The organism is Vibrio clamense (assembly GCF_050337905.1).
Classification (GTDB): Bacteria; Pseudomonadota; Gammaproteobacteria; order Enterobacterales; family Vibrionaceae; genus Vibrio; species Vibrio cortegadensis.
Map to the genome: position 1 here is coordinate 91,880 of NZ_JAKJTJ010000026.1, position 22,065 is coordinate 113,944.

The 22,065-nt window shown below is 43.4% G+C and carries 22 protein-coding genes; 18 read left to right on the plus strand and 4 right to left on the minus strand.

Features of this window, described 5'->3' with window-relative positions:
• Positions 1–105: 105 nt before the first annotated feature.
• Positions 106–1,251: a molecular chaperone DnaJ gene (dnaJ, locus tag L4C39_RS14790; protein ID WP_113796520.1), complete on the plus strand. Its 1,146-nt coding sequence runs from the start codon at positions 106–108 to the stop codon at positions 1,249–1,251.
• 200 nt (positions 1,252–1,451) lie between these two features.
• Here the strand turns inward: dnaJ and L4C39_RS14795 are convergent, their stop codons facing one another.
• Positions 1,452–2,921, minus strand: a complete 1,470-nt coding sequence (locus L4C39_RS14795) for an aminoacyl-histidine dipeptidase (RefSeq protein ID WP_017051700.1) — start codon at positions 2,919–2,921, stop codon at positions 1,452–1,454.
• Between the two features lie 452 nt (positions 2,922–3,373).
• Between L4C39_RS14795 and vcdP the strand changes: the two genes are divergently transcribed.
• From vcdP to pgpA, 15 genes are all read left to right on the plus strand, one after another.
• Positions 3,374–3,460 (plus strand): small protein VcdP, encoded by an 87-nt coding sequence (gene vcdP / locus L4C39_RS20200; protein ID WP_017051702.1) that lies wholly within the window; start codon positions 3,374–3,376, stop codon positions 3,458–3,460.
• 530 nt (positions 3,461–3,990) lie between these two features.
• Positions 3,991–5,286 (plus strand): NCS2 family permease, encoded by a 1,296-nt coding sequence (locus L4C39_RS14800; RefSeq protein WP_017051703.1) that lies wholly within the window; start codon positions 3,991–3,993, stop codon positions 5,284–5,286.
• 41 nt (positions 5,287–5,327) lie between these two features.
• The gene (gpt, locus tag L4C39_RS14805; RefSeq protein WP_017051704.1) at positions 5,328–5,792 is read left to right on the plus strand and encodes a xanthine phosphoribosyltransferase; all 465 of its coding nucleotides are present in this window, start codon (positions 5,328–5,330) and stop codon (positions 5,790–5,792) included.
• Between the two features lie 87 nt (positions 5,793–5,879).
• A complete protein-coding gene (gene frsA, locus L4C39_RS14810; protein ID WP_113796516.1) occupies positions 5,880–7,127 on the plus strand; it encodes an esterase FrsA in 1,248 nt (415 codons plus the stop codon).
• A gap of 136 nt (positions 7,128–7,263) precedes the next feature.
• A complete protein-coding gene (gene crl, locus L4C39_RS14815; protein WP_017051706.1) occupies positions 7,264–7,653 on the plus strand; it encodes a sigma factor-binding protein Crl in 390 nt (129 codons plus the stop codon).
• Positions 7,654–7,751: 98 nt separating this feature from the next.
• On the plus strand, positions 7,752–8,915 hold the full coding sequence (gene proB, locus L4C39_RS14820; protein ID WP_113796514.1) for a glutamate 5-kinase: 1,164 nt from the start codon (positions 7,752–7,754) through the stop codon (positions 8,913–8,915).
• A gap of 48 nt (positions 8,916–8,963) precedes the next feature.
• Complete coding sequence (locus L4C39_RS14825; protein WP_371711941.1) at positions 8,964–10,217, plus strand: glutamate-5-semialdehyde dehydrogenase; 1,254 nt, start codon at positions 8,964–8,966, stop codon at positions 10,215–10,217.
• Between the two features lie 234 nt (positions 10,218–10,451).
• Complete coding sequence (gene nrdR / locus L4C39_RS14830) at positions 10,452–10,901, plus strand: transcriptional regulator NrdR (protein ID WP_017051709.1); 450 nt, start codon at positions 10,452–10,454, stop codon at positions 10,899–10,901.
• Between the two features lie 5 nt (positions 10,902–10,906).
• On the plus strand, positions 10,907–12,088 hold the full coding sequence (gene ribD / locus L4C39_RS14835; protein WP_429746641.1) for a bifunctional diaminohydroxyphosphoribosylaminopyrimidine deaminase/5-amino-6-(5-phosphoribosylamino)uracil reductase RibD: 1,182 nt from the start codon (positions 10,907–10,909) through the stop codon (positions 12,086–12,088).
• 20 nt (positions 12,089–12,108) lie between these two features.
• Entirely contained in the window at positions 12,109–12,762 is a 654-nt protein-coding gene (locus L4C39_RS14840) for a riboflavin synthase (protein WP_429746643.1), read from the plus strand.
• 143 nt (positions 12,763–12,905) lie between these two features.
• Positions 12,906–14,015: a bifunctional 3,4-dihydroxy-2-butanone-4-phosphate synthase/GTP cyclohydrolase II gene (ribBA, locus tag L4C39_RS14845; RefSeq protein WP_429746645.1), complete on the plus strand. Its 1,110-nt coding sequence runs from the start codon at positions 12,906–12,908 to the stop codon at positions 14,013–14,015.
• A 158-nt stretch (positions 14,016–14,173) separates the two neighbouring features.
• Positions 14,174–14,644: a 6,7-dimethyl-8-ribityllumazine synthase gene (gene ribH / locus L4C39_RS14850; RefSeq protein ID WP_017051713.1), complete on the plus strand. Its 471-nt coding sequence runs from the start codon at positions 14,174–14,176 to the stop codon at positions 14,642–14,644.
• The gene (gene nusB, locus L4C39_RS14855; RefSeq protein WP_017051714.1) at positions 14,644–15,111 is read left to right on the plus strand and encodes a transcription antitermination factor NusB; all 468 of its coding nucleotides are present in this window, start codon (positions 14,644–14,646) and stop codon (positions 15,109–15,111) included. The genes ribH and nusB overlap by 1 nt, the downstream gene beginning before the upstream one ends.
• Before the next feature lie 190 nt (positions 15,112–15,301).
• Positions 15,302–16,273, plus strand: coding sequence for a thiamine-phosphate kinase (gene thiL, locus L4C39_RS14860; protein WP_429746647.1), 972 nt, complete (start codon positions 15,302–15,304; stop codon positions 16,271–16,273).
• 2 nt (positions 16,274–16,275) lie between these two features.
• Entirely contained in the window at positions 16,276–16,779 is a 504-nt protein-coding gene (gene pgpA / locus L4C39_RS14865) for a phosphatidylglycerophosphatase A (protein WP_017051716.1), read from the plus strand.
• A gap of 98 nt (positions 16,780–16,877) precedes the next feature.
• On the opposite strand, the gene dxs is transcribed toward pgpA, so the two are convergent.
• From dxs to xseB, 3 genes are read right to left on the minus strand one after another with little or no spacing between them, the layout of a single operon-like run.
• Positions 16,878–18,761: a 1-deoxy-D-xylulose-5-phosphate synthase gene (gene dxs / locus L4C39_RS14870; protein ID WP_429746650.1), complete on the minus strand. Its 1,884-nt coding sequence runs from the start codon at positions 18,759–18,761 to the stop codon at positions 16,878–16,880.
• A gap of 20 nt (positions 18,762–18,781) precedes the next feature.
• Positions 18,782–19,666, minus strand: coding sequence for a (2E,6E)-farnesyl diphosphate synthase (ispA, locus tag L4C39_RS14875; protein ID WP_371711901.1), 885 nt, complete (start codon positions 19,664–19,666; stop codon positions 18,782–18,784).
• Positions 19,667–19,688: 22 nt separating this feature from the next.
• Complete coding sequence (xseB, locus tag L4C39_RS14880) at positions 19,689–19,931, minus strand: exodeoxyribonuclease VII small subunit (RefSeq protein WP_113796498.1); 243 nt, start codon at positions 19,929–19,931, stop codon at positions 19,689–19,691.
• Positions 19,932–20,240: 309 nt separating this feature from the next.
• On the opposite strand from xseB, the gene pomA reads away from it, so the two are divergent.
• Together pomA and L4C39_RS14890 are read left to right on the plus strand one after the other, a co-directional pair.
• Entirely contained in the window at positions 20,241–21,005 is a 765-nt protein-coding gene (gene pomA, locus L4C39_RS14885; protein WP_017051720.1) for a flagellar motor protein PomA, read from the plus strand.
• A 14-nt stretch (positions 21,006–21,019) separates the two neighbouring features.
• On the plus strand, positions 21,020–21,961 hold the full coding sequence (locus tag L4C39_RS14890) for a flagellar motor protein MotB (RefSeq protein ID WP_017051721.1): 942 nt from the start codon (positions 21,020–21,022) through the stop codon (positions 21,959–21,961).
• Positions 21,962–22,065 lie beyond the last annotated feature (104 nt).

Sequence of the window (22,065 nt, forward strand, 5' to 3'; positions counted from 1 at the left end):
AGCTCAATTTTTAATGATCTCTTTAGGGGTTTTATCTAGATTGATACATAAACCGCCCATGGCACGTTGAGTGCGATGTGGTAGCAATAATTGGTGACCTAGAACATGTCAAAACGTGATTTTTACGAAGTATTAGGCGTGAGCCGCGATGCATCAGAGCGCGATATTAAAAAGGCGTACAAACGCCTAGCAATGAAATTCCACCCTGACCGTAATCAGGATGATAAGAGTGCGCCTGAAAAGTTTAAAGAAGTAAAAGAAGCGTATGAGATCCTAACCGACGCTCAGAAAAAAGCCGCTTACGATCAATATGGTCACGCTGCTTTTGAACAAGGTGGAATGGGCGGCGGCGGCTTCGGTGGCGGCGGTCAAGGCGATTTCGGTGATATTTTCGGCGATGTGTTTGGTGATATCTTCGGCGGCGGTCGTCGTGGCGGTGGTCAGCAACGTGCACAACGTGGTGCTGATTTACGTTACAACATGGAACTATCATTAGAAGAAGCGGTACGTGGCTGTTCTAAAGAGATCCAAGTACCGACATTAGTCGAGTGTGACACTTGTGATGGTAGTGGTGCGAAGAAAGGTTCTTCGGCACAAACGTGTGGCACTTGTCATGGTCATGGCCAAGTTCAAATGCGCCAAGGTTTCTTTGCAGTTCAGCAAACATGTCCTACGTGTAATGGTAAAGGTCAGATCATTAAAGACCCTTGTAACTCTTGTCATGGTCAAGGTCGCAAACAAAAAACGAAAACGCTTAATGTTAAGATCCCAGCAGGCGTGGACACTGGCGATCGCATCCGTTTATCGGGTGAAGGTGAAGCCGGAGAAATGGGCGCGCCAACCGGTGATTTATATGTTCAAGTACATGTAAAAGAGCACCATATCTTTGAGCGTGACGGCAACAACCTTTACTGTGAAGTGCCAGTAAGCTTTGTTCAAGCGGCTCTTGGTGGTGAAGTTGAAGTTCCAACACTTGATGGTCGTGTTAACCTTAAAGTGCCAGAAGAGACGCAAACAGGCCGTATGTTCCGTATGCGTGGTAAAGGGGTTAAAGGCGTTCGTAGCGGTGGCGTTGGTGACTTAATTGTGAAACTTGCGATTGAGACTCCGGTGAAATTAAGTTCACGTCAAAAAGAGTTACTTCGTGAATTTGAAGACACTTGTGGTGGTGCAGTTGCGAATAAGCACAATCCAAAATCAGAAGGTTTCTTTAATGGCGTTAAGAAGTTCTTCGATGATCTAACCAGCTAATTGGATTAGATGAAATGAGAGGTCTACTGCGGTAGGCCTTTTTTGTATCTATAGGTTGGGGGCTTGGGTGCTGATGTTCCAAGACGTAACTGAAAGTGAATGGACATTTCGCGAGTAGATGACAAAAAGCCCAGCAATCAAATTACTGGGCTTTTGGGTGTTTAATGCGGCAGTAGATTTAGCCGTTTAGCACAAACCGATTACTTGTTTGGAATCGCTTCTAATAGCGCACACATCTGTTCCCAGTAAAGTGTAACGGTATCGATTTTCACTTTCTCGTCAGGCGAGTGTGGGAATTTGATTGTTGGACCAAAAGAGACCATATCCATGTTCGGGTAAGGTTCTTTGAACAGACCACACTCAAGACCCGCGTGGATCACCATGATATTTGGTTTATGACCGTAGATACCTTCGTACATGTCACGGAAAATACCCATGATTTCAGAATCAGCATCAGGTTTCCAACCAGGGTAAGCACCTGTAAATTCGACATCAGCACCTGCAAGTTCAGCAACAGAAGCAATCATGCTTTCTACTTGCATACGGCCTGAATCCATTAGTGAGCGGATTAGGCAAAGTACAGATACTTTATCGTCTTCAGTTGTAATTACACCAACATTCAAAGAGGTTTCTACTACACCTTCAATCTCGTCACTCATGCGAATAACGCCGTTTGGACAAGCATTCAACGCAGCAACGAAGCGGCTTTGGTCAGCATTCGCAAATACGCCTTGCTCTGTCTCAATCGCTTCGTTAAATGTAACGATGTCAGTTTCAACTTTACCAAGCTCAGTAGAAAGTAACTCAGTGTAGTAAGTGTAAAGTTCTGCTAGTTTTGCTTCATTCTCAGCAGGAACCGCAACAGTAACGAAGCCTTCACGAGGAATTGCGTTACGTAGGCTGCCGCCTTTGAATTCGATCATTCGTAGATCAAGTTCTTGAGCGTGACCAGCAAGGAAACGAGCAAGCAGTTTATTTGCGTTAGCACGGCCAGTGTGAATATCACAGCCAGAGTGACCGCCTTTTAGACCTTTTAGGATTAGCTTACGAGTTACGTAACCGGCAGGTTGAGCTTCGCGAGTGATGTTGAAAGTCATTTCACCATCAATACCGCCAGCACAGCCCATGTAAACTTCGCCTTCTTGCTCTGAATCGGTGTTAAGAAGGATATCACCTTCTAACCAGCCCGCTTCTAAGCCAAATGCGCCAGTCATACCAGCTTCTTCATCGATAGTTAGTAGAACCTCTAGTGGGCCGTGTTTAAGGTCATTAGAAGCTAACACAGCAAGACATGAAGCCATGCCAATACCGTTATCTGCACCTAATGTTGTTCCTTTCGCTGTCACCCATTCACCATCAATGTATGGCTGAATTGGATCGGCTACGAAGTCATGTTCGGTGTCTTCATTCTTCTGTGGCACCATATCGATATGAGCTTGAAGTACGACACCTTTCTTGTTTTCCATTCCAGCAGTCGCAGGCTTTTTGATGAAAACATTACCTGTTGGATCACGACGAACATCTAGCCCTTGGCTCTTAGCCCAATCAACAATGTATAACGCTAAAGGTTCTTCATGTTTAGATGGGTGTGGGATAGAACAAATTTTATCGAAAAATTGCCAGATTAGTGCAGGTGATAAACTGCTGATTTCAGAATGGAATTCAGACACGGATGACTCCTTTATGGATTAATTACCAGATTTATGATTGCAAAGTTGTAGTAATAGTAGATTTATTATCTACCGACAATTGCGTTGGTATGGCCACAGCATACCACTACTCGAATGGGGCTAGTAGTGGCAGAAATCGTGAAATGTCTCTGAGCTCTCAATTTTTATCTAAATGGGAATTTCAGTATATGAGTGTCGTTTTATTAGAAGTGTCCAACAGAGGCTCTGTAACTAACATTTCTGTAATTTAATTACGAAAATCATTTGATCTAGATCGTTATTTTCAAATAAGTGTGACTTAAGTCTACTTTTTTGTTGTAATTTTTTTTCTCAATGGTATATTAAACCCAACTTCTGAAGCGAAGAAGAAATGCTCAAAGGATGAGTCCGTTAATCGCCTCCAAGGAACTGAGAATCAAATTTTTGTTTATTGATTTATTAAGGTGATATTTATGAAAGGTTTACCAGCTGCAATGTTTTGGACAAACAACTCTGTTTTTACTAACAACTTTGCATACCCAACAAGCTTTGGTTACTAATTAATACCAACGCATGTGATTGAACATTATGTTCACCCCTATATATTAGAATTTTTCTACAGTCCTTGACTGACAAGATTCAACCGCCACTCCTCTTGAGTGGCGTTTTTTTATCTGAACCATTTTTTGATTAATCTTTGACCTTTAACGGTTGTCATTCCACCAACTCTCTTCTCCCTTAGCCACAACAGTCCATTATTCTGGATAAACTCGTAATTAAAGAACCACTGAACTCAGTAGAAAAATACCGAATAGATTAAATAACATCCATATTAATGGTTTTTAAATTTATGTTTAATTCATTGTTTTTAAAGTTATTTATTGTTTAGTTGATACTTTCTGATTGATGGTTTCTATCTTTTATAGAAAGAAATATTTATTAGAGTATGAATTCTATCTGGAATTTGTTATTTGATAACTTTATAATCCCTGCCAATCGATTACGCAACCGTTTACTTTGATAATTCACTAGCCACTTTTAGCGGATAAGAGGGCTACTGAATTTGATTACACTTTTTAGGAATAACAAAATGCTCGAAAGGCTATTTAAACTCAGCGAACATGGAACGAACGTTCGAACTGAAATCATTGCAGGTATGACGACTTTCCTGACAATGGCATACATCATCTTTGTTAACCCGGCGATTTTGTCTGATGCAGGAATGGATCACGGAGCCGTATTTGTAGCGACCTGTTTAGCGGCGGCGATTGGCTGTTTTATCATGGGATTTGTGGCGAACTACCCAATTGCACAAGCGCCTGGGATGGGACTCAACGCCTTCTTCACCTATTCAGTCGTACTTGGGATGGGATATACATGGCAAGTTGCACTAGCAGCGGTATTTGTTTCAGGTATTTTGTTTGTCCTTTTAAGTATCTTCAAGATTCGTGAATGGATCATCAATTCAATTCCTATGTCTCTTCGAACGGGTATCTCTGCGGGTATTGGACTTTTCTTGGCTTTCATCGCTCTAAAGAATGCAGGCATCGTGGTGGATAACCCAGCGACATTGGTTTCTATGGGTGCGATTACTTCTGTTCCTGCGGTACTGGGTGCGATTGGGTTTTTCCTTACGATTGCATTAGTTCACCGTGGTGTGAAAGGTGGAGTGATGATTGCCATTCTGGCGGTCACGGGTCTTGGTCTTATTTTTGGTGATGTGCAGTACCACGGTATTATGTCAGCGCCACCGAGCATTGCGCCGACTTTCTTGCAGCTAGACTTTTCTGCTGTATTTGAACTGGGCATGATTTCTGTTGTGTTTGCGTTCTTATTTGTCGATTTATTTGATACTGCGGGTACTTTAGTTGGTGTCGCACAAAAAGCGGATCTTATCGGTAAAGATGGCAAAATTCCTCGCCTTAATAAAGCACTGCTTGCGGATTCAACAGCAACATCGGTTGGTGCTCTGCTTGGTACCTCAAATACGACGTCATATATTGAAAGTGTTTCAGGGGTCGCAGCGGGTGGACGAACAGGTTTAACTGCGGTTGTTGTTGGTATTTTCTTCCTACTTGCTTTATTCTTCTCGCCATTAGCTGGAATGATCCCGGCTTACGCAACCGCTGGCGCACTGTTTTATGTCGCGATCTTGATGCTATCTGGTTTAGTTAGTATTGATTGGCGTGATCTGACAGAAGCGGCTCCAGTTGTCGTTACTTGCTTGCTTATGCCACTGACTTTTTCGATTGCTGAAGGTATTTCTCTTGGTTTTATCGCGTATGCGGCGATCAAGTTATTCAGTGGTAAAGGTCGTGATGTATCGATGAGCGTGTGGGTCATGGCTGCAATCTTTATTCTAAAATACGTGTTAACAGCTGCTTAATTCGTAAAACAATAAGTTTATAACTATTAGGTTTTATTATTATGACGACTAAATTCATCATTACTTGGGACAACATGCAAACATATTGTCGCCAGCTTGCTGAGAAGCAAATGCCAGCAGAACAATGGAAAGGGATCCTTGGTGTAAGCCGTGGTGGTTTGGTTCCTGCTGCAATTTTAGCTCGTGAACTTGGTATTCGTTACGTAGATACAGTGTGCATTGCAAGCTACGATCACGATCATCAGCGTGATATGCGTATCTTGAAAGCGCCAGAGCATGACGGTGAAGGGTTCTTGATTGTTGATGACTTAGTAGACAGTGGCGATACAGCACGTAAAATCCGTGAAATGTACCCAAAAGCTAAATTTGTGACGGTATGTGCAAAACCTGCGGGCGCTGATCTAGTTGACGAATACATTGTTGATATTGCTCAAGACACATGGATTGAACAACCGTGGGATACCGCGATTACTTACGTAGAGCCAATTAATCGTAAGCAAAAATAAGATCAAAATGTGATTATTTGAAAATGACCCTTTATTGGGTCATTTTTTTTATTATGATTAAGGCAAATCATTGTAAGAAGCGTAGATATGACTGACGAAACAAGTAAAAATCTGTCTGAGACCCTGTTTGTGAAGTACAAACAAGCACAGGAAACCTCTGCCTTAACACGTTACCTACCAAGCTCATTAGAGATCCTCAATGAGCGTAAACAGCAGGACAATTTTTCGTGGTATCGTAACCTACGTAGATTGCAATGGATTTGGCAGGGCATCGATCCGATTGAGCAAGAAGGGGTATTGTCTAGAATCGCTTGCTCAACGCACTCACGAACAGATGAACAGTGGCTCGATACCGTTATGGGTTATCACAGTGGTAATTGGGCCTATGAGTGGACAAAGCTTGGCATGCTTCATCAAAAAAGAGCCAATGATATGCAGAATGAAGAAGCTGCCAATGAGCTTTTTTCTGCCTCTCTGTGTTTCAGCATTGCAGGCTACCCACACCTTAAAAATGATAACCTTGCCTTACAAGCGCAAACCCTTGCGACAGGTGCCTACCAAGAAGCCGCGAAACACACGAAACATGTAATTAAGCAGATAGAGATCCCATATAAGAATAAGAAAATTATCGCTAATTTACATATGTCTTCAACTGACAAACAGCAGCCAGTCGTGATAGTAAGTGCGGGGTTAGACAGCCTTCAGACGGATATGTGGCGTCTGTTTAGAGATTATCTTGCGCCTAAGAATATAGCGATGCTGACTGTAGATATGCCTTCGGTTGGGCATAGTTCTCATTGGAGTTTGACTGAAGACTCTTCATGTTTGCATCAAGCTGTATTGAATGAACTGCCTAATTTACCCTGGGTGGATCACTATAAGGTTGGTCTAATCGGTTTTCGCTTTGGTGGTAATGCTATGGTTCGCCTCTCTTTTATAGAGCAGACTAAGATAAAAGCATGCATTAGCCTCGGTGCTCCAATCCATGATGTGCTCGCCACTCCTGGGAAATTAAAACAGATGCCCAAGATGTATCTTGATGTATTAGCCTCTCGACTTGGAAAGAGTGGAGTGGATATCAATAGCCTTGCAGGGCAAATGATGGCGTGGTCATTAAAAGTTCAAGGCATATTATCGAGCCGACGAACTAAAGTGCCAATTCTTGCTATTGGTTTAGAGGGCGATCCTATTTCGCCATACTCTGATAACCAATTGGTTGCACTTTTTAGTGAGTATGGAAAAGCAAAAAAAATTGATTCTAAAACTATTTCAAAAGGGTATGAGCAATCCCTCGATTTAGCGATAAAGTGGCTTGAAGAGGAATTATTTAGGTGACATTTTTCCTAATTTAGTTAAGCATGATATAGCAATGTAGCGTAAGCTTATGATCCCCATTCATAATTTATTGGAGAGGGTGGGGAGGACATTGTCATAAAGGATATTATGCTTTTCATTGAAATGGAGATTCAATATGTCAGATGAAATCACAAAGTCGACTCACTTTCGTCTACTTCCGGCACTAAAAGCGATTGGCCCATATTTGAGAGAGCCTCAATCGGAAGACGGTCATTACCTATTCGACTGCCTATCAGTCTGTGTTAACGATAAAAAATCACCAGAAGAACGAGAGTTTTGGTGCTGGTGGTTAGAGCTTGAGCGGAATGATGAGGGCTTCGCCGCGAAATACCATATTGGTAAATACAATCAAGCGGGTGATTGGGTTGGTGAAAAAGTGCCGAAGAAAGCCCATGCCGAAATTAATCGAACCCAAGAAAATTTCCACGCTAAACTTGTCGAGACACTTGCGACGAAATTTGACTTGGAAGTGACTATTCACGCAGATTCGGCCGAATTTGTCTGATTTTACCCAACTAACTTCTTCTTAGAACAAAAAGGTGCTTATTAGCACCTTTTCTACTTGTGAATTGATGGTTTGATTGTTAAAACAACGGTTCTTATATGTTTTTTAATTCAAAAGAACCCATGAATACGAATCAGAAAAGCGGGAACACAACACACTCCAAGACAGTGGTTGTTAAACTAGGTACTAGTGTTTTAACTGGTGGAACGTTAGCGCTTGACCGAGCTCATATGGTTGAGCTTGTGCGTCAATGTGCGGAGCTTAAAAAGCAAGGGCACTCAATTGTAATGGTATCGTCTGGTGCTATTGCGGCTGGACGTGAACATCTAGGATACCCCGCACTCCCCAACTCAATGGCAAGTAAACAACTACTTGCGGCAGTAGGGCAGAGCCAGCTGATTCAAGCGTGGGAATCACTTTTTGCTATCTACGGCCTGAAAATCGGCCAAATGCTACTGACACGAGCGGACCTTGATGATCGTGAGCGATTTTTAAATGCTCGCGATACCATTAATGCTTTAGTTGATCACGACATCATTCCTATTGTGAATGAGAACGATGCCGTGGCGACGAATGAGATTAAAGTTGGCGATAACGATAACTTGTCCGCTTTAGTCGGGATTTTATGCGGTGCCGATAAGCTGCTTCTGCTGACGGATCAACGCGGGTTGTTTACGGCGGATCCAAGAAGTAACCCGAATGCTGAACTTATCCGTGAAGTCACCACCATTGATGAAACGTTACGTAAAATAGCGGGTGGTAGCGGAAGCACATTAGGTACGGGCGGAATGGCAACTAAACTTCAAGCTGCCGATATTGCACGCCGAGCCGGAATCGAAGTGATTATTGCTGCGGGTAGCGCAGAAAATGTCATTTTTGATTCATTGAGCGATGAGCCTCAAGGTACTCGATTCTTGCCTTTAGCGGAAGCTTTAGAAAACCGAAAACGTTGGATCTTAGCGGGCCCAGCGGCTTCTGGAGATATTGTTATTGATGATGGAGCGGTAAGCGCTGTGGTTGAAAAGGGCAGTAGCTTGCTTGCTAAAGGCGTGGTGGAGGTGAGCGGACAATTCGCGCGTGGTGAAGTCGCACGAGTGACCAACACGAAAGGTCAGCTTATCGCCCGTGGTATTTCGAGTTATTCCAATCAAGATTTAGCAAAAATTGTCGGTAAACACAGTAAAGATATCGGTTTGATTTTGGGTTATGACTATGGCTCAGAAGTTATTCACCGTGACGACCTCGTGGTTATTCAAGATTAACGATTTAAACGAATTTAGGGAGCGTTCAACGTGACTAGCTTACAAAATATGGGCATAGCGGCAAAAGAGGCGGCTTTCCATTTATCAACCGCATCGACGGCACAAAAAAACCAAGCATTAGCAACGATTGCTGATGAACTTGAAATCAATTCAGCGGCCATTTTAGCCGCGAATGCAAAAGATATTGAACTTGGACGCAATGCAGGGCTAACCGATGCTCTGCTTGATCGACTGATGCTGAACGAAGAGCGTTTAACGGGTATCGCTAACGATGTACGTAATGTTATTAGCTTAAACGATCCTGTTGGCAGTGAAATCGACAGTAAAGTATTAGAAAACGGCATGTCATTGTCGCGACGTCGAGTACCACTGGGTGTGGTTGGCGTTATTTACGAAGCTCGCCCAAACGTGACGATTGATATCGCGGCGTTGTGTCTGAAAACCGGTAATGCGAGTATTTTGCGTGGTGGTAAAGAGACCTTTTTCTCAAATATGGAGTTGGTTAAAGTCATTCAATCAGCTTTAGAAAAAGCACAATTACCCGCGGCTTCTGTGCAATACATTGAAAAACCTGATCGTGAATTAGTGTCACAACTGCTTAAATTGGATGACTATGTGGATATGATCATTCCACGCGGCGGCGCTGGTCTGCATAAAATGTGTAAAGAGAACAGCACCATTCCTGTCATCATTGGCGGTTTTGGTATCAGCCATATCTTTGTCGACGAGAGTGCAGATTTAGAAAAATCAGTTGATGTAGTCGAAAACTCGAAAGCACAGCGCCCATCGGCATGCAACTCATTAGATACGCTGCTGGTGCACGAATCCATTGCCGTTGATTTTCTGCCAATGTTAGCGAAACGCTTGAGTGGTAAAGTTGAGTTTGTGGTCGAAGAGAAAGCAAAGTCATTATTAAGCGAGACGGTGAAAACGGATGCCGAACTGCAATTACGTGATGTAATTTCGGGTGATTTTGATACTGAATGGCTCAGTTACACTTTGGGCATTAAAGTGGTATCGGGTGTGAAAGAGGCGATCGATCACATGCGTATTCACAATGCGAGTCACTCTGATGCGATCATGACCAACAGCTTAACGAATGCGGAATTGTTTATTAATTCGGTAGGTTCTGCGGCGGTTTATGTGAATGCTTCAACACGATTTACCGATGGCGCTCAATTTGGTTTAGGGGCAGAGGTTGCTGTATCGACTCAGAAACTGCATGCTCGTGGTCCGATGGGACTGGAAGAACTCACCAGCTATAAATGGGTAGGTAAAGCGAATTACTTGGTTCGTCCATAGCGCGTAACGTTAGGCAGAGATGCCTCTATAATGAAACGCTTCACATATAGAGTTTTGGTTAGAATTGGGGAGATCCCATCTCTATCCTAAGTTCTTGAGTGAAGCGTTTGCGTATTTGATATGAAAAACGCAATATACGCACCATTATTCGGCAAATCTCGGCCTAACTATCGACTTCTTCATTCACTCCCTGTCCCAATTCCGTTACACTGATGCCAATTAATTGGAGGTGATATGCATTGTCCTTTTTGTTCAGAAAATGACACTAAAGTGATTGATTCGCGCTTAGTCGCAGACGGTCACCAAGTTCGTCGTAGACGCCAGTGCTTAGCGTGTAGTGAACGTTTCACTACTTTTGAAAGTGCTGAGCTTGTGATGCCTAAAGTGATCAAATCAAATGGCAACCGTGAACCATTTAATGAAGATAAAATGGTGGGCGGAGTACAGCGCGCACTAGAAAAACGCCCAGTCAGTGCTGATTCGATTGAGTTAGCAATCAGTACGATTAAATCTCAGCTGAGAGCAACGGGTGAGCGAGAGGTTCCGAGTGACCTTATCGGTAACTTAGTGATGGAACAGCTTAAAGTCTTAGACAAAGTGGCTTATATTCGTTTTGCGTCTGTTTATCGTAGTTTTGAAGATATCCGAGAGTTTGGTGAAGAAATTGCCAAGCTAGAAGACTAACCGTTATGTCTAATTTCACTCCTCTAGATTATCAATTTATGGTGCGTGCGCTTGAGCTTGCCAAGCGTGGCATTTATACCACGGCTCCGAATCCTAATGTCGGCTGTGTGATTGCGCGTGACGGCGAAATCGTTGGAGAGGGTTTTCACCTAAAAGCGGGTGAGCCTCATGCTGAAGTTCATGCTTTACGAATGGCGGGTGAAAAAGCGGTGGGAGCCACGGCTTATGTCACTTTAGAGCCATGTTCGCATTATGGTCGAACGCCACCTTGTGCTGAAGGCTTGATAAAAGCGAAAGTCGCGAAAGTTATCTGTGCAATGCAAGACCCGAACCCTCAAGTGTCTGGCCGCGGTATTCAAATGCTGCGTGATGCTGGTATTGACGTTGAAGTCGGTTTATTAGAAGCCGATGCAAAAGCTTTGAACCCTGCATTTATCAAAAAAATGCAAACGGGGATGCCATTTGTTCAATTAAAAATGGCCGCGAGCTTAGACGGGCAAACCGCATTAAACAATGGTAAAAGCCAGTGGATCACTTCTCCCCAAGCAAGACAAGATGTTCAGACTTTCCGTGCGATGTCTGGCGCTATTCTCTCAACCAGTAAGACGGTGATTGACGATAATGCTTCGTTGAATGTGCGATGGGATGACTTACCTTGCAGTGTTCAGTCTCGCTATGGCCTAAAACCTAGTGCTTTACTGAAACCTAGCGATGTACTTAAGCTAAGTGATGAGGTGAACTCTCAAGCTCAGAAGAGTGCGGTTAGGCAGCCTATTCGCGTGATTCTTGATAGGCAGCATCAGTTGACCGAAGATCTTAATCTGTTTCAAACTCAAGGTGAAGTGCTGAGAGTTGGCTCTGAAGGGGCGGATATCAACCTAACGGAGACGGGTCATCAACTGGATTTAGCTGAGTTGATGTCACAGTTAGCAGAACAGCATAATATCAATCACGTGTGGGTTGAAGCTGGGGCGACTCTGGCCGGACAGTTGCTCGTTAATGGTTTAGTTGATGAGTTGATCGTTTATTTAGCACCTAAACTCATGGGAAGCGATGGCAGAGGCTTAATCGGAGCGCTCGGCTTAGAATGTATGTCGCAAGTGATTGAGCTTGATATTCAAGATGTTCGCCAAGTGGGTCAAGATATTCGCTTAATTGCTAAGCCTGTATTGAAAGAAAATAAATAGATGATATTCATAGGAATCATATGTTTACAGGAATCGTAGAAGCTGTCGGAACATTGGCGGCTATCACCCCAAAAGGGGAAGACATTAGCATTACAGTTAATGCTGATAAGTTAGATATGTCAGACGTTAATTTAGGCGATAGTATCGCGACTAATGGCGTTTGTCTGACGGTTGTAAAATTTGATGCTTGCAGTTATACCGCCGACCTCTCACTTGAAACATTGAAAAAAACAGGTTTTGCTCAATACCAAGCTGGCGATAAGGTTAATCTTGAAAAAGCGATGTTACCGACAACCCGCTTTGGTGGGCACATTGTTTCAGGCCATGTGGATGGTGTTGGTGAAATTGTAGAGCGAAACCATGTCGGACGTTCGATTGAATTTTGGGTCAACATGCCAGCAGATATTGCAAAATACGTTGCTCAGAAAGGCTCTATTACCGTAGATGGAATTAGCTTAACGGTTAATGCTCTACGTAAAAATGCATTCAAATTAACTATCGTACCTCACACCTCCGAAGAGACGACGATTGATGATTTTCAGGTCGGCAGAAAAGTTAATTTAGAAGTAGATGTGCTTGCTCGTTATATGGAACGTCTACTTCAAGGACAACCAGAAGAACAACCGGAATCTCGTTTAACGATGGAATTTTTGCAACAAAATGGATTTGCTTGATTCAATGAAAAAGTAAGGGGAGCTTCTCCTACACTCTTTTAGAATTACCGAAGATTTTCATGATTACAGTAGACTTTCATGATCACCGTAGATGTAAGCCTAGAGTCTTAACACCTAGCGCCTAATAAAATAGGAACAACATAATGCCAATTAGTACGCCTCAAGAAATTATTGAAGATATTCGCCTCGGTAAAATGGTTATCCTGATGGATGACGAAGATCGTGAAAACGAAGGCGATTTAATCATGGCAGCGGAACATATTACCCCTGAAGCGATTAACTTCATGGCAATGTATGGTCGCGGTTTGATCTGTCTAACTATGACAAAAGAGCGTTGTGAGCGTCTTGGATTACCGCCAATGGTTCAAGATAATAATGCTCAATACACAACTAACTTTACTGTTTCTATTGAAGCTGCTGAAGGAGTGACAACGGGTATTTCAGCATCTGATCGTGCGGTTACTGTTCAAGCCGCTGTAGCGAAAGATGCGAAAGCCGCTGATCTTGTTCAGCCGGGTCATATTTTCCCTCTTACGGCTCAAGAAGGTGGCGTGCTAACTCGCGCTGGACATACTGAAGCAGGCTGTGACTTAGGTCGACTCGCAGGCTTGGAGCCAGCTTCTGTTATCGTTGAGATCCTAAATGAAGATGGCACAATGGCTCGTCGTCCAGATTTAGAAGTCTTCGCAGAAAAACACGATATTAAACTCGGCACCATTGCTGATTTAATCGAATACCGAAACAACACAGAAACCACTATTGAGCGTGTTGCTGAGTGTAAGTTGCCAACGGAATTTGGTGATTTTGACCTTGTGACTTTCCGCGACACCATTGATAACCAAGTTCACTACGCGCTGAAAAAAGGCGATGTGAAAACGGGCGCTCCACTTGTGCGTGTTCACCTGCATGATACGTTTACCGATTTACTGCACTCAGACCGCAGCACAGAGCGTAGCTGGACGTTAGATAAAGCGATGCAACGTATTGGCACAGATGGTGGTGTTTTAGTGATTTTGGGTAACGAAGAGACGTCTGAAACCTTGATCAATAAAGTGAAAACCTTTGAAGCACAAGATAAAGGTGAAGCTCCGACAATGGCGAAAAAGCAGGGTACATCTCGCCGTGTTGGTGTTGGCTCTCAAATTTTGGCGGATTTAGGAGTAAGCGATATGCGCCTGCTTTCTTCTAGTTCAAAACGTTACCATGCATTAGGCGGGTTTGGCCTTAATGTCGTTGAGTATGTTTGTGAATAATTAGCGTTTATTCAATACAAAAAAAGCGAATACAGAAAGCTGTGTTCGCTTTTTTATTTGAATAGGGCTAATTAAGTTAATTGGTATTAGATATCGCTCACAGTTCTGTGCTAGAATCCGTCGATTCTCACTTGATGAACATAGTTAAAGGAAGGCTTATGAAAGTGATCGAGGGTGGCTTCCCAGCGCCAAATGCAAAAATTGCTATCGTTATTTCTCGTTTCAACAGTTTTATTAACGAAAGTTTACTTTCTGGTGCAATCGATACTTTAAAGCGTCATGGACAAGTTAGCGAAGACAATATTACTGTAGTTCGTTGCCCTGGTGCAGTGGAATTACCGTTAGTTGCTCAACGTGTTGCGAAAACAGGAAAATTTGATGCTATCGTATCACTTGGTACTGTAATTCGCGGCGGAACGCCACATTTTGACTATGTTTGCAGTGAATGTAATAAAGGTTTAGCTCAAGTGTCTATGGAGTTCAGTCTTCCTGTAGCATTTGGTGTACTTACTGTTGATACAATCGATCAAGCTATTGAACGCGCAGGAACCAAGGCTGGTAATAAAGGTGCAGAGGCTGCACTAAGCGCACTTGAGATGATTAACGTTCTTTCTGAAATCGATTCCTAATGGGGGCCAGTGTGAAACCAGCCGCACGTCGTAACGCACGTCAATTTGCTCTGCAAGCAATTTATTCTTGGCAAATTACTAAAGAAAATGTCGCAACAGTTGAGGAACAGTTCCTAACTGGTGGCAAGTATGATGAAGAAGAGCATCATGAATTAGAACCGGCTTTGTCGGCTCCAGAAACAGACGTTGCGTATTTCCGTGATCTATTTTCTGGTGTTGTACTTGGTCATATGGAGCTGGACAGCAAATTGCGTCCATACCTATCACGTCCAATGCAAGATTTGGATATGATGGAACTTGCTCTGCTACGTCTTGCTATGTACGAGATGACTCGTCGTGAAGATGTACCATACAAAGTCGTAATCAATGAAGCTATTGAGCTAGCAAAAGTATTTGCAGCGGAAGATAGCCATAAGTTCGTTAATGGTGTGCTTGATAAAGCTGCGCCACACGTGCGTAAAAAGTAATTGATTATCTAAGAATTGAAAAGGTCAGCTATATGCTGGCCTTTTTTGTGAGTATTTTTTCAACAAACGTTCTAGATCCTAAATCAACACATCATGAAATTTAGTGATAAAGCCTTTTCGTGATTAAACCTAACTGTGTTGATATCTGCTCTATAATGATGGGTCTGAACGAGACATCAAGGATGTATGTATGTCTGGTGAATTCAATTTAATCGAAAAGTATTTTTCTAATCGCCAAAGTCAGCGAAAAGATGTGCTGTTATCATTAGGCGATGATTGTGCCTTAGTCAAACCGCCAAGTAATGTTCAAATTGCGATTAGTACAGATACGCTGGTCGCAGGTACACACTTCTTAGCCGATGCAAACCCTGCATGGGTAGCACATAAAGCATTAGCCTCCAACGTGAGTGATTTAGCCGCGATGGGCGCGACACCTGCGTGGGTATCATTTGCGTTGACCATGCCGGACGCTGATGAAGCGTGGCTGGCTCCATTTTGTGATGCGTTCTTTGAGTTAGCTGACTATTTTGGGATTCAATTGATCGGTGGAGATACCACCAAAGGCCCATTAAGTTTAACTTTAACGGTGCAAGGATTTGTTCCTGAAGATAAAGCACTACGCAGAGATGGCGCGAGTGTGGGGGATTGGATTTATGTCACTGGGAACTTAGGTGACAGTAAAGCGGGTTTATCCGTGATTTTAGATGATAGCCTCCGTTGCCAACCTTTTGCACCAGAACTTGAAAAACGTCATTACCTTAGCCAACCTAGAGTACTTGCAGGACAAGCATTGTTAGGTTTAGCGTCATCGGCGATTGATATCTCAGATGGGTTGATATCTGATCTTAGTCATATACTCAAACGCTCAAATGTTGGGGCCAGTATTAATGCTAATTTGTTGCCTCTCTCTTCTGAACTTATACAATTTAGTGGTAATGTGGACAGTGCTCAGCAGTATGCTCTGACGAGTGGGGAAGAGTATGAACTCTGCTTTACCGTTCCTGAAGAGAATAAAGGATCACTGGAAACCGCTGTAGCTCATATTGGCGCGAAAGTAACATGTATTGGTCAGATCCGTCCGCAAGGAATGTTAGAACTGCATAGCAACGGGCAACCTCTTGATTGGCACTTAGATGGCTATGATCACTTTAAGGTTAAATAATTATGACTAACCCTCTCTCTTTAATTTCATTAAAAAACCCATGGCATCTGTTGGCGACGGGCTTTGGCAGCGGTTTATCGCCGATCATTCCGGGAACAATGGGGACTCTTGCTTCTATTCCATTCTATTTGCTTCTTGTTCAGTTGCCGCTTCCGATGTATTTAGTGGTGGTGGTTATTTCATGCATTATTGGCGTTAAGATCTGCCAAGTGACGTCAGATGACATGAAAGTTCACGATCATGGTTCAATTGTGTGGGATGAATTTGCGGGCTTTTGGATCACCATGAGCTTAGTGCCTATGCTAGACCTTCCCGTTGATGACTGGAAATGGCTTATCACCGGTTTTGTGCTGTTTCGTTTCTTCGATATGGTTAAGCCGTGGCCTATTGGTTGGCTAGATAAGCGCGTCGATGGCGGCTTTGGGATCATGGTAGACGATATCGTCGCTGGTGTAATGGCGGGTGTCGCTTTGTATCTTGTTGGGCATTTTTCTGGCTGGTTATAATGGTAGCTGCCTAATGTTAGACAAATGAACGGTTCTTAAATGGTAATAAAAAGCCCACAGATTTTGCTGTGGGCTTTTTTGTATCTTTCTAATTTTGGTTATTTTTCAAGATATTGTTGAATCGAACGAATGATGCCATCACTGTCTAACCCAAGTTCTTGATGCAGTTCGCCTTGCGTACCTTGAGCAATAAACTTGTCAGGAAGACCAAGAGTAAGAACGGGCATTGGGCGCTTATCTTGCATTAAGAATTCAATCACGCCTGCGCCTGCGCCACCAATGATGGCATTTTCTTCAAGTGTAATGAGCACATCATGATCAGCGGCCAGTTGCCGGATTAACTCTTCATCGAGAGGCTTAACAAAACGCATATCCGCAACGGTTGCGTTTAGTGTTTCTGACGCTTCCAAAGCATTTGGCAAGAAAGTACCAAAGTTCAAAATCGCAACTTTATTCCCATCTTTTGGTGCATTGCTTTGCTTGATGATTCGACCTTTGCCAATTTCAAGTGCGGTGAACGTTTCGACTAACTCAGTGCCCATGCCATTACCTCTTGGGTAACGCACAGCACTTGGACCTGTATGCTTATGGCCAGTATAAAGCATCTGACGGCACTCATTTTCATCACTTGGTGCCATGATGACCATATTAGGAATGCAGCGCATGAAGCTTAAATCAAAGGCTCCTTGGTGAGTTTGACCATCGGCACCCACAAGACCTGCTCGGTCAATTGCAAACATCACGGGTAAATCCATGATCGCAACATCGTGAATCAGTTGGTCATAACCACGCTGTAAGAAGGTAGAGTAAATCGCGACGATAGGGTGATCCCCTGCGATAGCCATGCCTGTTGCCAAAGTCACAGCATGTTGTTCTGCGATTGCCACATCATAATATTGGTCTGGGAACTCTTTGGAGAAGCGCACCATGCCTGAACCTTCACGCATTGCTGGCGTGATTGCTCTTAACTTAGGATCTTGCGCGGCCATGTCACATAAGAAGTCACCAAATATCTTAGAGAAAGTTGGTTTACTGCTTGTGCTCTTAGGCAGGCTGCTGTGGCTAGGGTCAAATTTAGGGACGCCATGATAGCCAATAGGATCTTTTTCTGCGGGCTCATAACCTTTGCCTTTCTTGGTCATAATATGCAGAAATTGAGGGCCTTTTAGCCCACGCATGTTGCGCAGCGTTTTAATCAGCTCATTTACGTCGTGACCATCCACAGGGCCAATATAATTAAATCCAAGCTCTTCAAAAAGGGTTCCAGGAACAACCATGCCCTTAAGATGTTCTTCAGTGCGGCGTACTAATTCTTTGATTGGTGGAACACCAGAAAGAACTTTTTTACCGCCTTCACGAATAGACGTGTAAAGGTTACCTGAAAGCACTTGAGCTAAATGGTTGTTCAGCGCACCGACATTTTCTGAAATTGACATTTCGTTATCGTTTAATACCACGAGCATATCCGAATGAACATCACCTGCGTGATTCATCGCTTCAAATGCCATACCTGCAGTAATCGCACCGTCACCGATAACGCTCACCACTTTGCGGTCTTTGCCTTCCTTCTCAGCACTAATTGCCATACCAAGAGCGGCACTTATCGACGTTGAAGAGTGTCCAACTGAAAGGGTGTCGTACTCGCTCTCTTCACGCCAAGGGAAAGGATGTAACCCATCTTTCTGGCGAATCGTTGATAATTTTTCTCTTCGACCAGTAAGGATCTTGTGCGGGTAGGCTTGGTGGCCAACATCCCAAACAAGTTGATCGAATGGAGTGTTGTAGACATAGTGCAACGCTACCGTGAGCTCGACTGTACCTAAACCAGACGCTAAGTGACCACTTGATTGGCTCACTGAGTTTAGAAGGTATGAGCGTAGTTCATCACATAATTGTGGCAGAGTGGATTTTGGCAAAAGGCGCAGAGCATCAGGAGTGTCTGCTAAAGCCAATGTTGGATACTTTGAAATATCAAGAGTCATATAATTGCGCGCTTATAGTCTTAGTTCTTGCGCTCGATGACGTATCGGGCGAACTCTTCGAGTAACTGGGTATTGTATGGGATTGCATCCAAAGCTTGAAGGGCTTCAGTTAACAGAGTTTGAGCTTTTTTCATTGCGCCATCTAATCCGAGCAATGAAGGGTAAGTGCTCTTGTTCAATTCTTGATCTGAACCTTGTGGTTTACCCAATGTTTCAGTATCGCCAATAATATCCAAAATATCATCTTGGACTTGGAAGGCTAAACCAATCGCATCAGCATATTTATCAAGTTGAGGTAAAATTTCCACGCCTTTCTGACCCGCAGCCAACGCGCCTAAACGAATAGCACACTTCATGAGTGCGCCCGTTTTGTTTTTGTGGATATCTTTTAGCTCTTCGAGCGAAACCGAGCGGTTTTCTGCTGCAAGATCAAGAGCCTGACCAATGCACATGCCTGAGGCGCCAGATGCTTGAGCTAAGACTTGAACCATCTTAATACGGTTCGCTTCGCCAGCAGCGGATAACTCACCTTCTGCAAGGATGGTAAAGGCTAACGTTTGTAGAGCATCGCCAGTTAAAATAGCGGTGGCTTCATCAAATTTAATATGACAAGTCGTTTGCCCACGGCGCAGCTCATCGTCATCCATTGCAGGAAGATCATCATGAATTAAAGAGTAAGCATGGATGCACTCTATCGCTGATGCTGGTGTGTCTAGAGTGGCTGATGAGCACCCGAGCATTTCCCCTGTGATGTAAACCAAAAATGGGCGCGCTCGCTTTCCTCCAAGTAATAAACCATAGCGCATTGCTTGCACGAGAGGTTGATCTTGATGAGGTAGGCGATCGAGCCAATAATTTAATTGGGAATTATTTCTTTCCTGATAAGAGGTTAAGGCCTCAACCATAGGGGGTCTCATATATTTTGTTCTAGTCTTGCTGAGGATTAAATTCGCTTAATTCAGCATTGTCGTCATTTTGTAGCAAAATACTGACACGCTGTTCAGCATCGCTTAATTTATTTTGTCCGGCGCGGGCTAATGCGATGCCACGCTCGAATTTCTTTAGCGCATCATCTAAAGCCAGTTCACCATTTTCTAGTTGATCAACTAGGCCGTCGAGCTCTTCGATCGTTGCTTCGAAGGTCATATTTTCAGGTTTCTTAGTCGCCATAATAATTCTGCATTGCAAAAGATGCACGAAAGTTACCTTAGGGCGTGAAGATGGTCAAATTTAACCAAGTAAAATTGTTAGAAAAATGGAGCTCATACGTGCTTGAGTCGAAGATAAAACTTAACATATCAGCTCGTGTGATGAACAAAACCCACGTAGACTCAAATAGCTAAGAATGAGTATTGATCAAATTTAATGAAAAAGTATGAGATTTACTCCAAGGTTTCACTTAAAGATCTTACGATCTTGCCGATAACAATATTATTCTCCATATAGTTGGCACAAAACAGATAGCATGAGGAGTGCTTTGTGGATTTAGCAACGCTGATAGGTCTAATAGGTGGCTTCGCCTTTGTAATCATGGCAATGATTCTTGGTGGCAGTCTATCCATGTTTATTGATGTCACTTCGATTCTGATTGTGGTTGGTGGCTCTACGTTTGTTGTATTAATGAAATTTACCATGGGGCAGTTCTTTGGAGCCGCCAAAATTGCAGGTAAAGCTTTCATGTTTAAGTCAGACGAACCTGAAGATTTGATCGCTAAAGTTGTCGAAATGGCAGATGCAGCTCGTAAAGGGGGCTTCCTTGCTCTTGAAGAAATGGAAATCACGAACAGCTTCATGCAAAAAGGTATCGATCTTCTCGTAGACGGTCACGATGCTGATGTGGTGCGCGCCGCTTTGCAAAAAGATATCGCTTTAACCAATGAACGTCATGAACAAGGCGGTAAAGTATTCATGGCCTATGGTGATGTATCTCCTGCGATGGGGATGATCGGTACCTTAGTTGGTTTGGTGGCAATGCTTTCAAACATGGATGACCCTAAATCCATCGGTCCAGCGATGGCGGTTGCTTTGCTAACGACACTATATGGAGCGGTATTATCCAATATGATCTTTTTCCCTATCGCCGATAAGTTGGCCTTGCGTCGAGAGCAAGAGACACTGAACCGCCGTTTAATTATGGATGGTGTACTTGCGATTCAAGATGGGCAAAACCCTCGTGTGATTGATAGCTACCTGAAAAACTACCTCAACGAAGGTAAGCGACTTCTTGGTGTTGATGGTGAATAGACAGGACTCTTAAGATGGATGATGAAAATGAATGCAAATGTCCACCACCAGGTCTCGCGTTATGGATGGGAACGTTTGCCGATTTAATGTCACTGCTGATGTGCTTCTTCGTTCTGTTGCTTTCCTTTTCAGAAATGGATGTACTGAAGTTCAAGCAAATCGCTGGTTCGATGAAGTTTGCCTTTGGTGTTCAGAATAAGCTTGAAGTAAAAGATATTCCGAAGGGGACCAGTATTATTGCTCAAGAGTTTCGTCCGGGCAGACCTGAGCCAACGCCTATTGATGTGATCATGCAACAGACGATTGATATTACCCAACAAACGTTAGAGTTTCATGAAGGTGAATCGGACCGTGCGGGTGGTAATAAGCGTGATCAAGGTAAGTTGAACGGCGGACAATCGCCTGAAACTTCGACCCAAGATAACCAAAATACGGAATCTGAACAGCAGCAACAGCAAGCGGAATCCATGTCGGAAGAGATGGAAACATTGATGGAGAACATCAAGAAAGCGCTGGAGCGAGAGATTGATCAGGGGGCGATTGAAGTTGAAAACTTAGGTCAGCAGATTGTCATTCGTATTCGAGAGAAAGGCGCATTCCCTAGTGGTTCGGCGTTCTTACAGCCTAAATTCCGCCCGTTGGTAAGGCAAGTTGCCGAGTTGGTTAAAGACATTCCGGGTATTGTTAGAATTTCAGGTCATACAGATGATCAACGCCTCGATTCTGAACTGTATCGTTCAAATTGGGATCTCTCTTCTCAGCGAGCGGTTTCTGTAGCTCAAGAGATGGAGAAAGTTCGTGGATTTTCTCATCAGCGATTACGAGTGAGAGGGATGGCGGATACCGCACCTCTGGGCCCGAATGATACAGAAGCTCAGCGTTCAATTAACCGACGAGTTGAAATCAGCATCATGCAAGGCGAACCTATTTTTAGTGATGAAGTTCCTGTCTTATAGTTAACTCTTATTAATATAGTTAGCACTCATTAATAAAGGCTTCTAATTAGCGATTCGTTAGCTTTAGGAGCCTTTTTTATTTCTGAGATAAACTAAACTCGAAG

What these genes read in the sequence shown, in the direction of transcription:
- frsA (WP_113796516.1), top strand. Translation starts at nt 5,880, where the DNA reads ATGACTGACGAAACAAGTAAAAATCTGTCTGAGACCCTGTTTGTGAAG.
- ribBA (WP_429746645.1), top strand. Translation starts at nt 12,906, where the DNA reads ATGCCAATTAGTACGCCTCAAGAAATTATTGAAGATATTCGCCTCGGT.
- ribD (WP_429746641.1), top strand. Translation starts at nt 10,907, where the DNA reads ATGTCTAATTTCACTCCTCTAGATTATCAATTTATGGTGCGTGCGCTT.
- nrdR (WP_017051709.1), top strand. Translation starts at nt 10,452, where the DNA reads ATGCATTGTCCTTTTTGTTCAGAAAATGACACTAAAGTGATTGATTCG.
- xseB (WP_113796498.1), bottom strand. Translation starts at nt 19,931, where the DNA reads ATGGCGACTAAGAAACCTGAAAATATGACCTTCGAAGCAACGATCGAA.
- pgpA (WP_017051716.1), top strand. Translation starts at nt 16,276, where the DNA reads ATGACTAACCCTCTCTCTTTAATTTCATTAAAAAACCCATGGCATCTG.
- proB (WP_113796514.1), top strand. Translation starts at nt 7,752, where the DNA reads ATGTTTTTTAATTCAAAAGAACCCATGAATACGAATCAGAAAAGCGGG.
- vcdP (WP_017051702.1), top strand. Translation starts at nt 3,374, where the DNA reads ATGAAAGGTTTACCAGCTGCAATGTTTTGGACAAACAACTCTGTTTTT.
- nusB (WP_017051714.1), top strand. Translation starts at nt 14,644, where the DNA reads ATGGGGGCCAGTGTGAAACCAGCCGCACGTCGTAACGCACGTCAATTT.
- crl (WP_017051706.1), top strand. Translation starts at nt 7,264, where the DNA reads ATGTCAGATGAAATCACAAAGTCGACTCACTTTCGTCTACTTCCGGCA.
- gpt (WP_017051704.1), top strand. Translation starts at nt 5,328, where the DNA reads ATGACGACTAAATTCATCATTACTTGGGACAACATGCAAACATATTGT.
- ispA (WP_371711901.1), bottom strand. Translation starts at nt 19,666, where the DNA reads ATGGTTGAGGCCTTAACCTCTTATCAGGAAAGAAATAATTCCCAATTA.
- thiL (WP_429746647.1), top strand. Translation starts at nt 15,302, where the DNA reads ATGTCTGGTGAATTCAATTTAATCGAAAAGTATTTTTCTAATCGCCAA.
- dnaJ (WP_113796520.1), top strand. Translation starts at nt 106, where the DNA reads ATGTCAAAACGTGATTTTTACGAAGTATTAGGCGTGAGCCGCGATGCA.
- dxs (WP_429746650.1), bottom strand. Translation starts at nt 18,761, where the DNA reads ATGACTCTTGATATTTCAAAGTATCCAACATTGGCTTTAGCAGACACT.
- ribH (WP_017051713.1), top strand. Translation starts at nt 14,174, where the DNA reads ATGAAAGTGATCGAGGGTGGCTTCCCAGCGCCAAATGCAAAAATTGCT.
- L4C39_RS14840 (WP_429746643.1), top strand. Translation starts at nt 12,109, where the DNA reads ATGTTTACAGGAATCGTAGAAGCTGTCGGAACATTGGCGGCTATCACC.
- L4C39_RS14890 (WP_017051721.1), top strand. Translation starts at nt 21,020, where the DNA reads ATGGATGATGAAAATGAATGCAAATGTCCACCACCAGGTCTCGCGTTA.
- L4C39_RS14825 (WP_371711941.1), top strand. Translation starts at nt 8,964, where the DNA reads ATGGGCATAGCGGCAAAAGAGGCGGCTTTCCATTTATCAACCGCATCG.
- L4C39_RS14800 (WP_017051703.1), top strand. Translation starts at nt 3,991, where the DNA reads ATGCTCGAAAGGCTATTTAAACTCAGCGAACATGGAACGAACGTTCGA.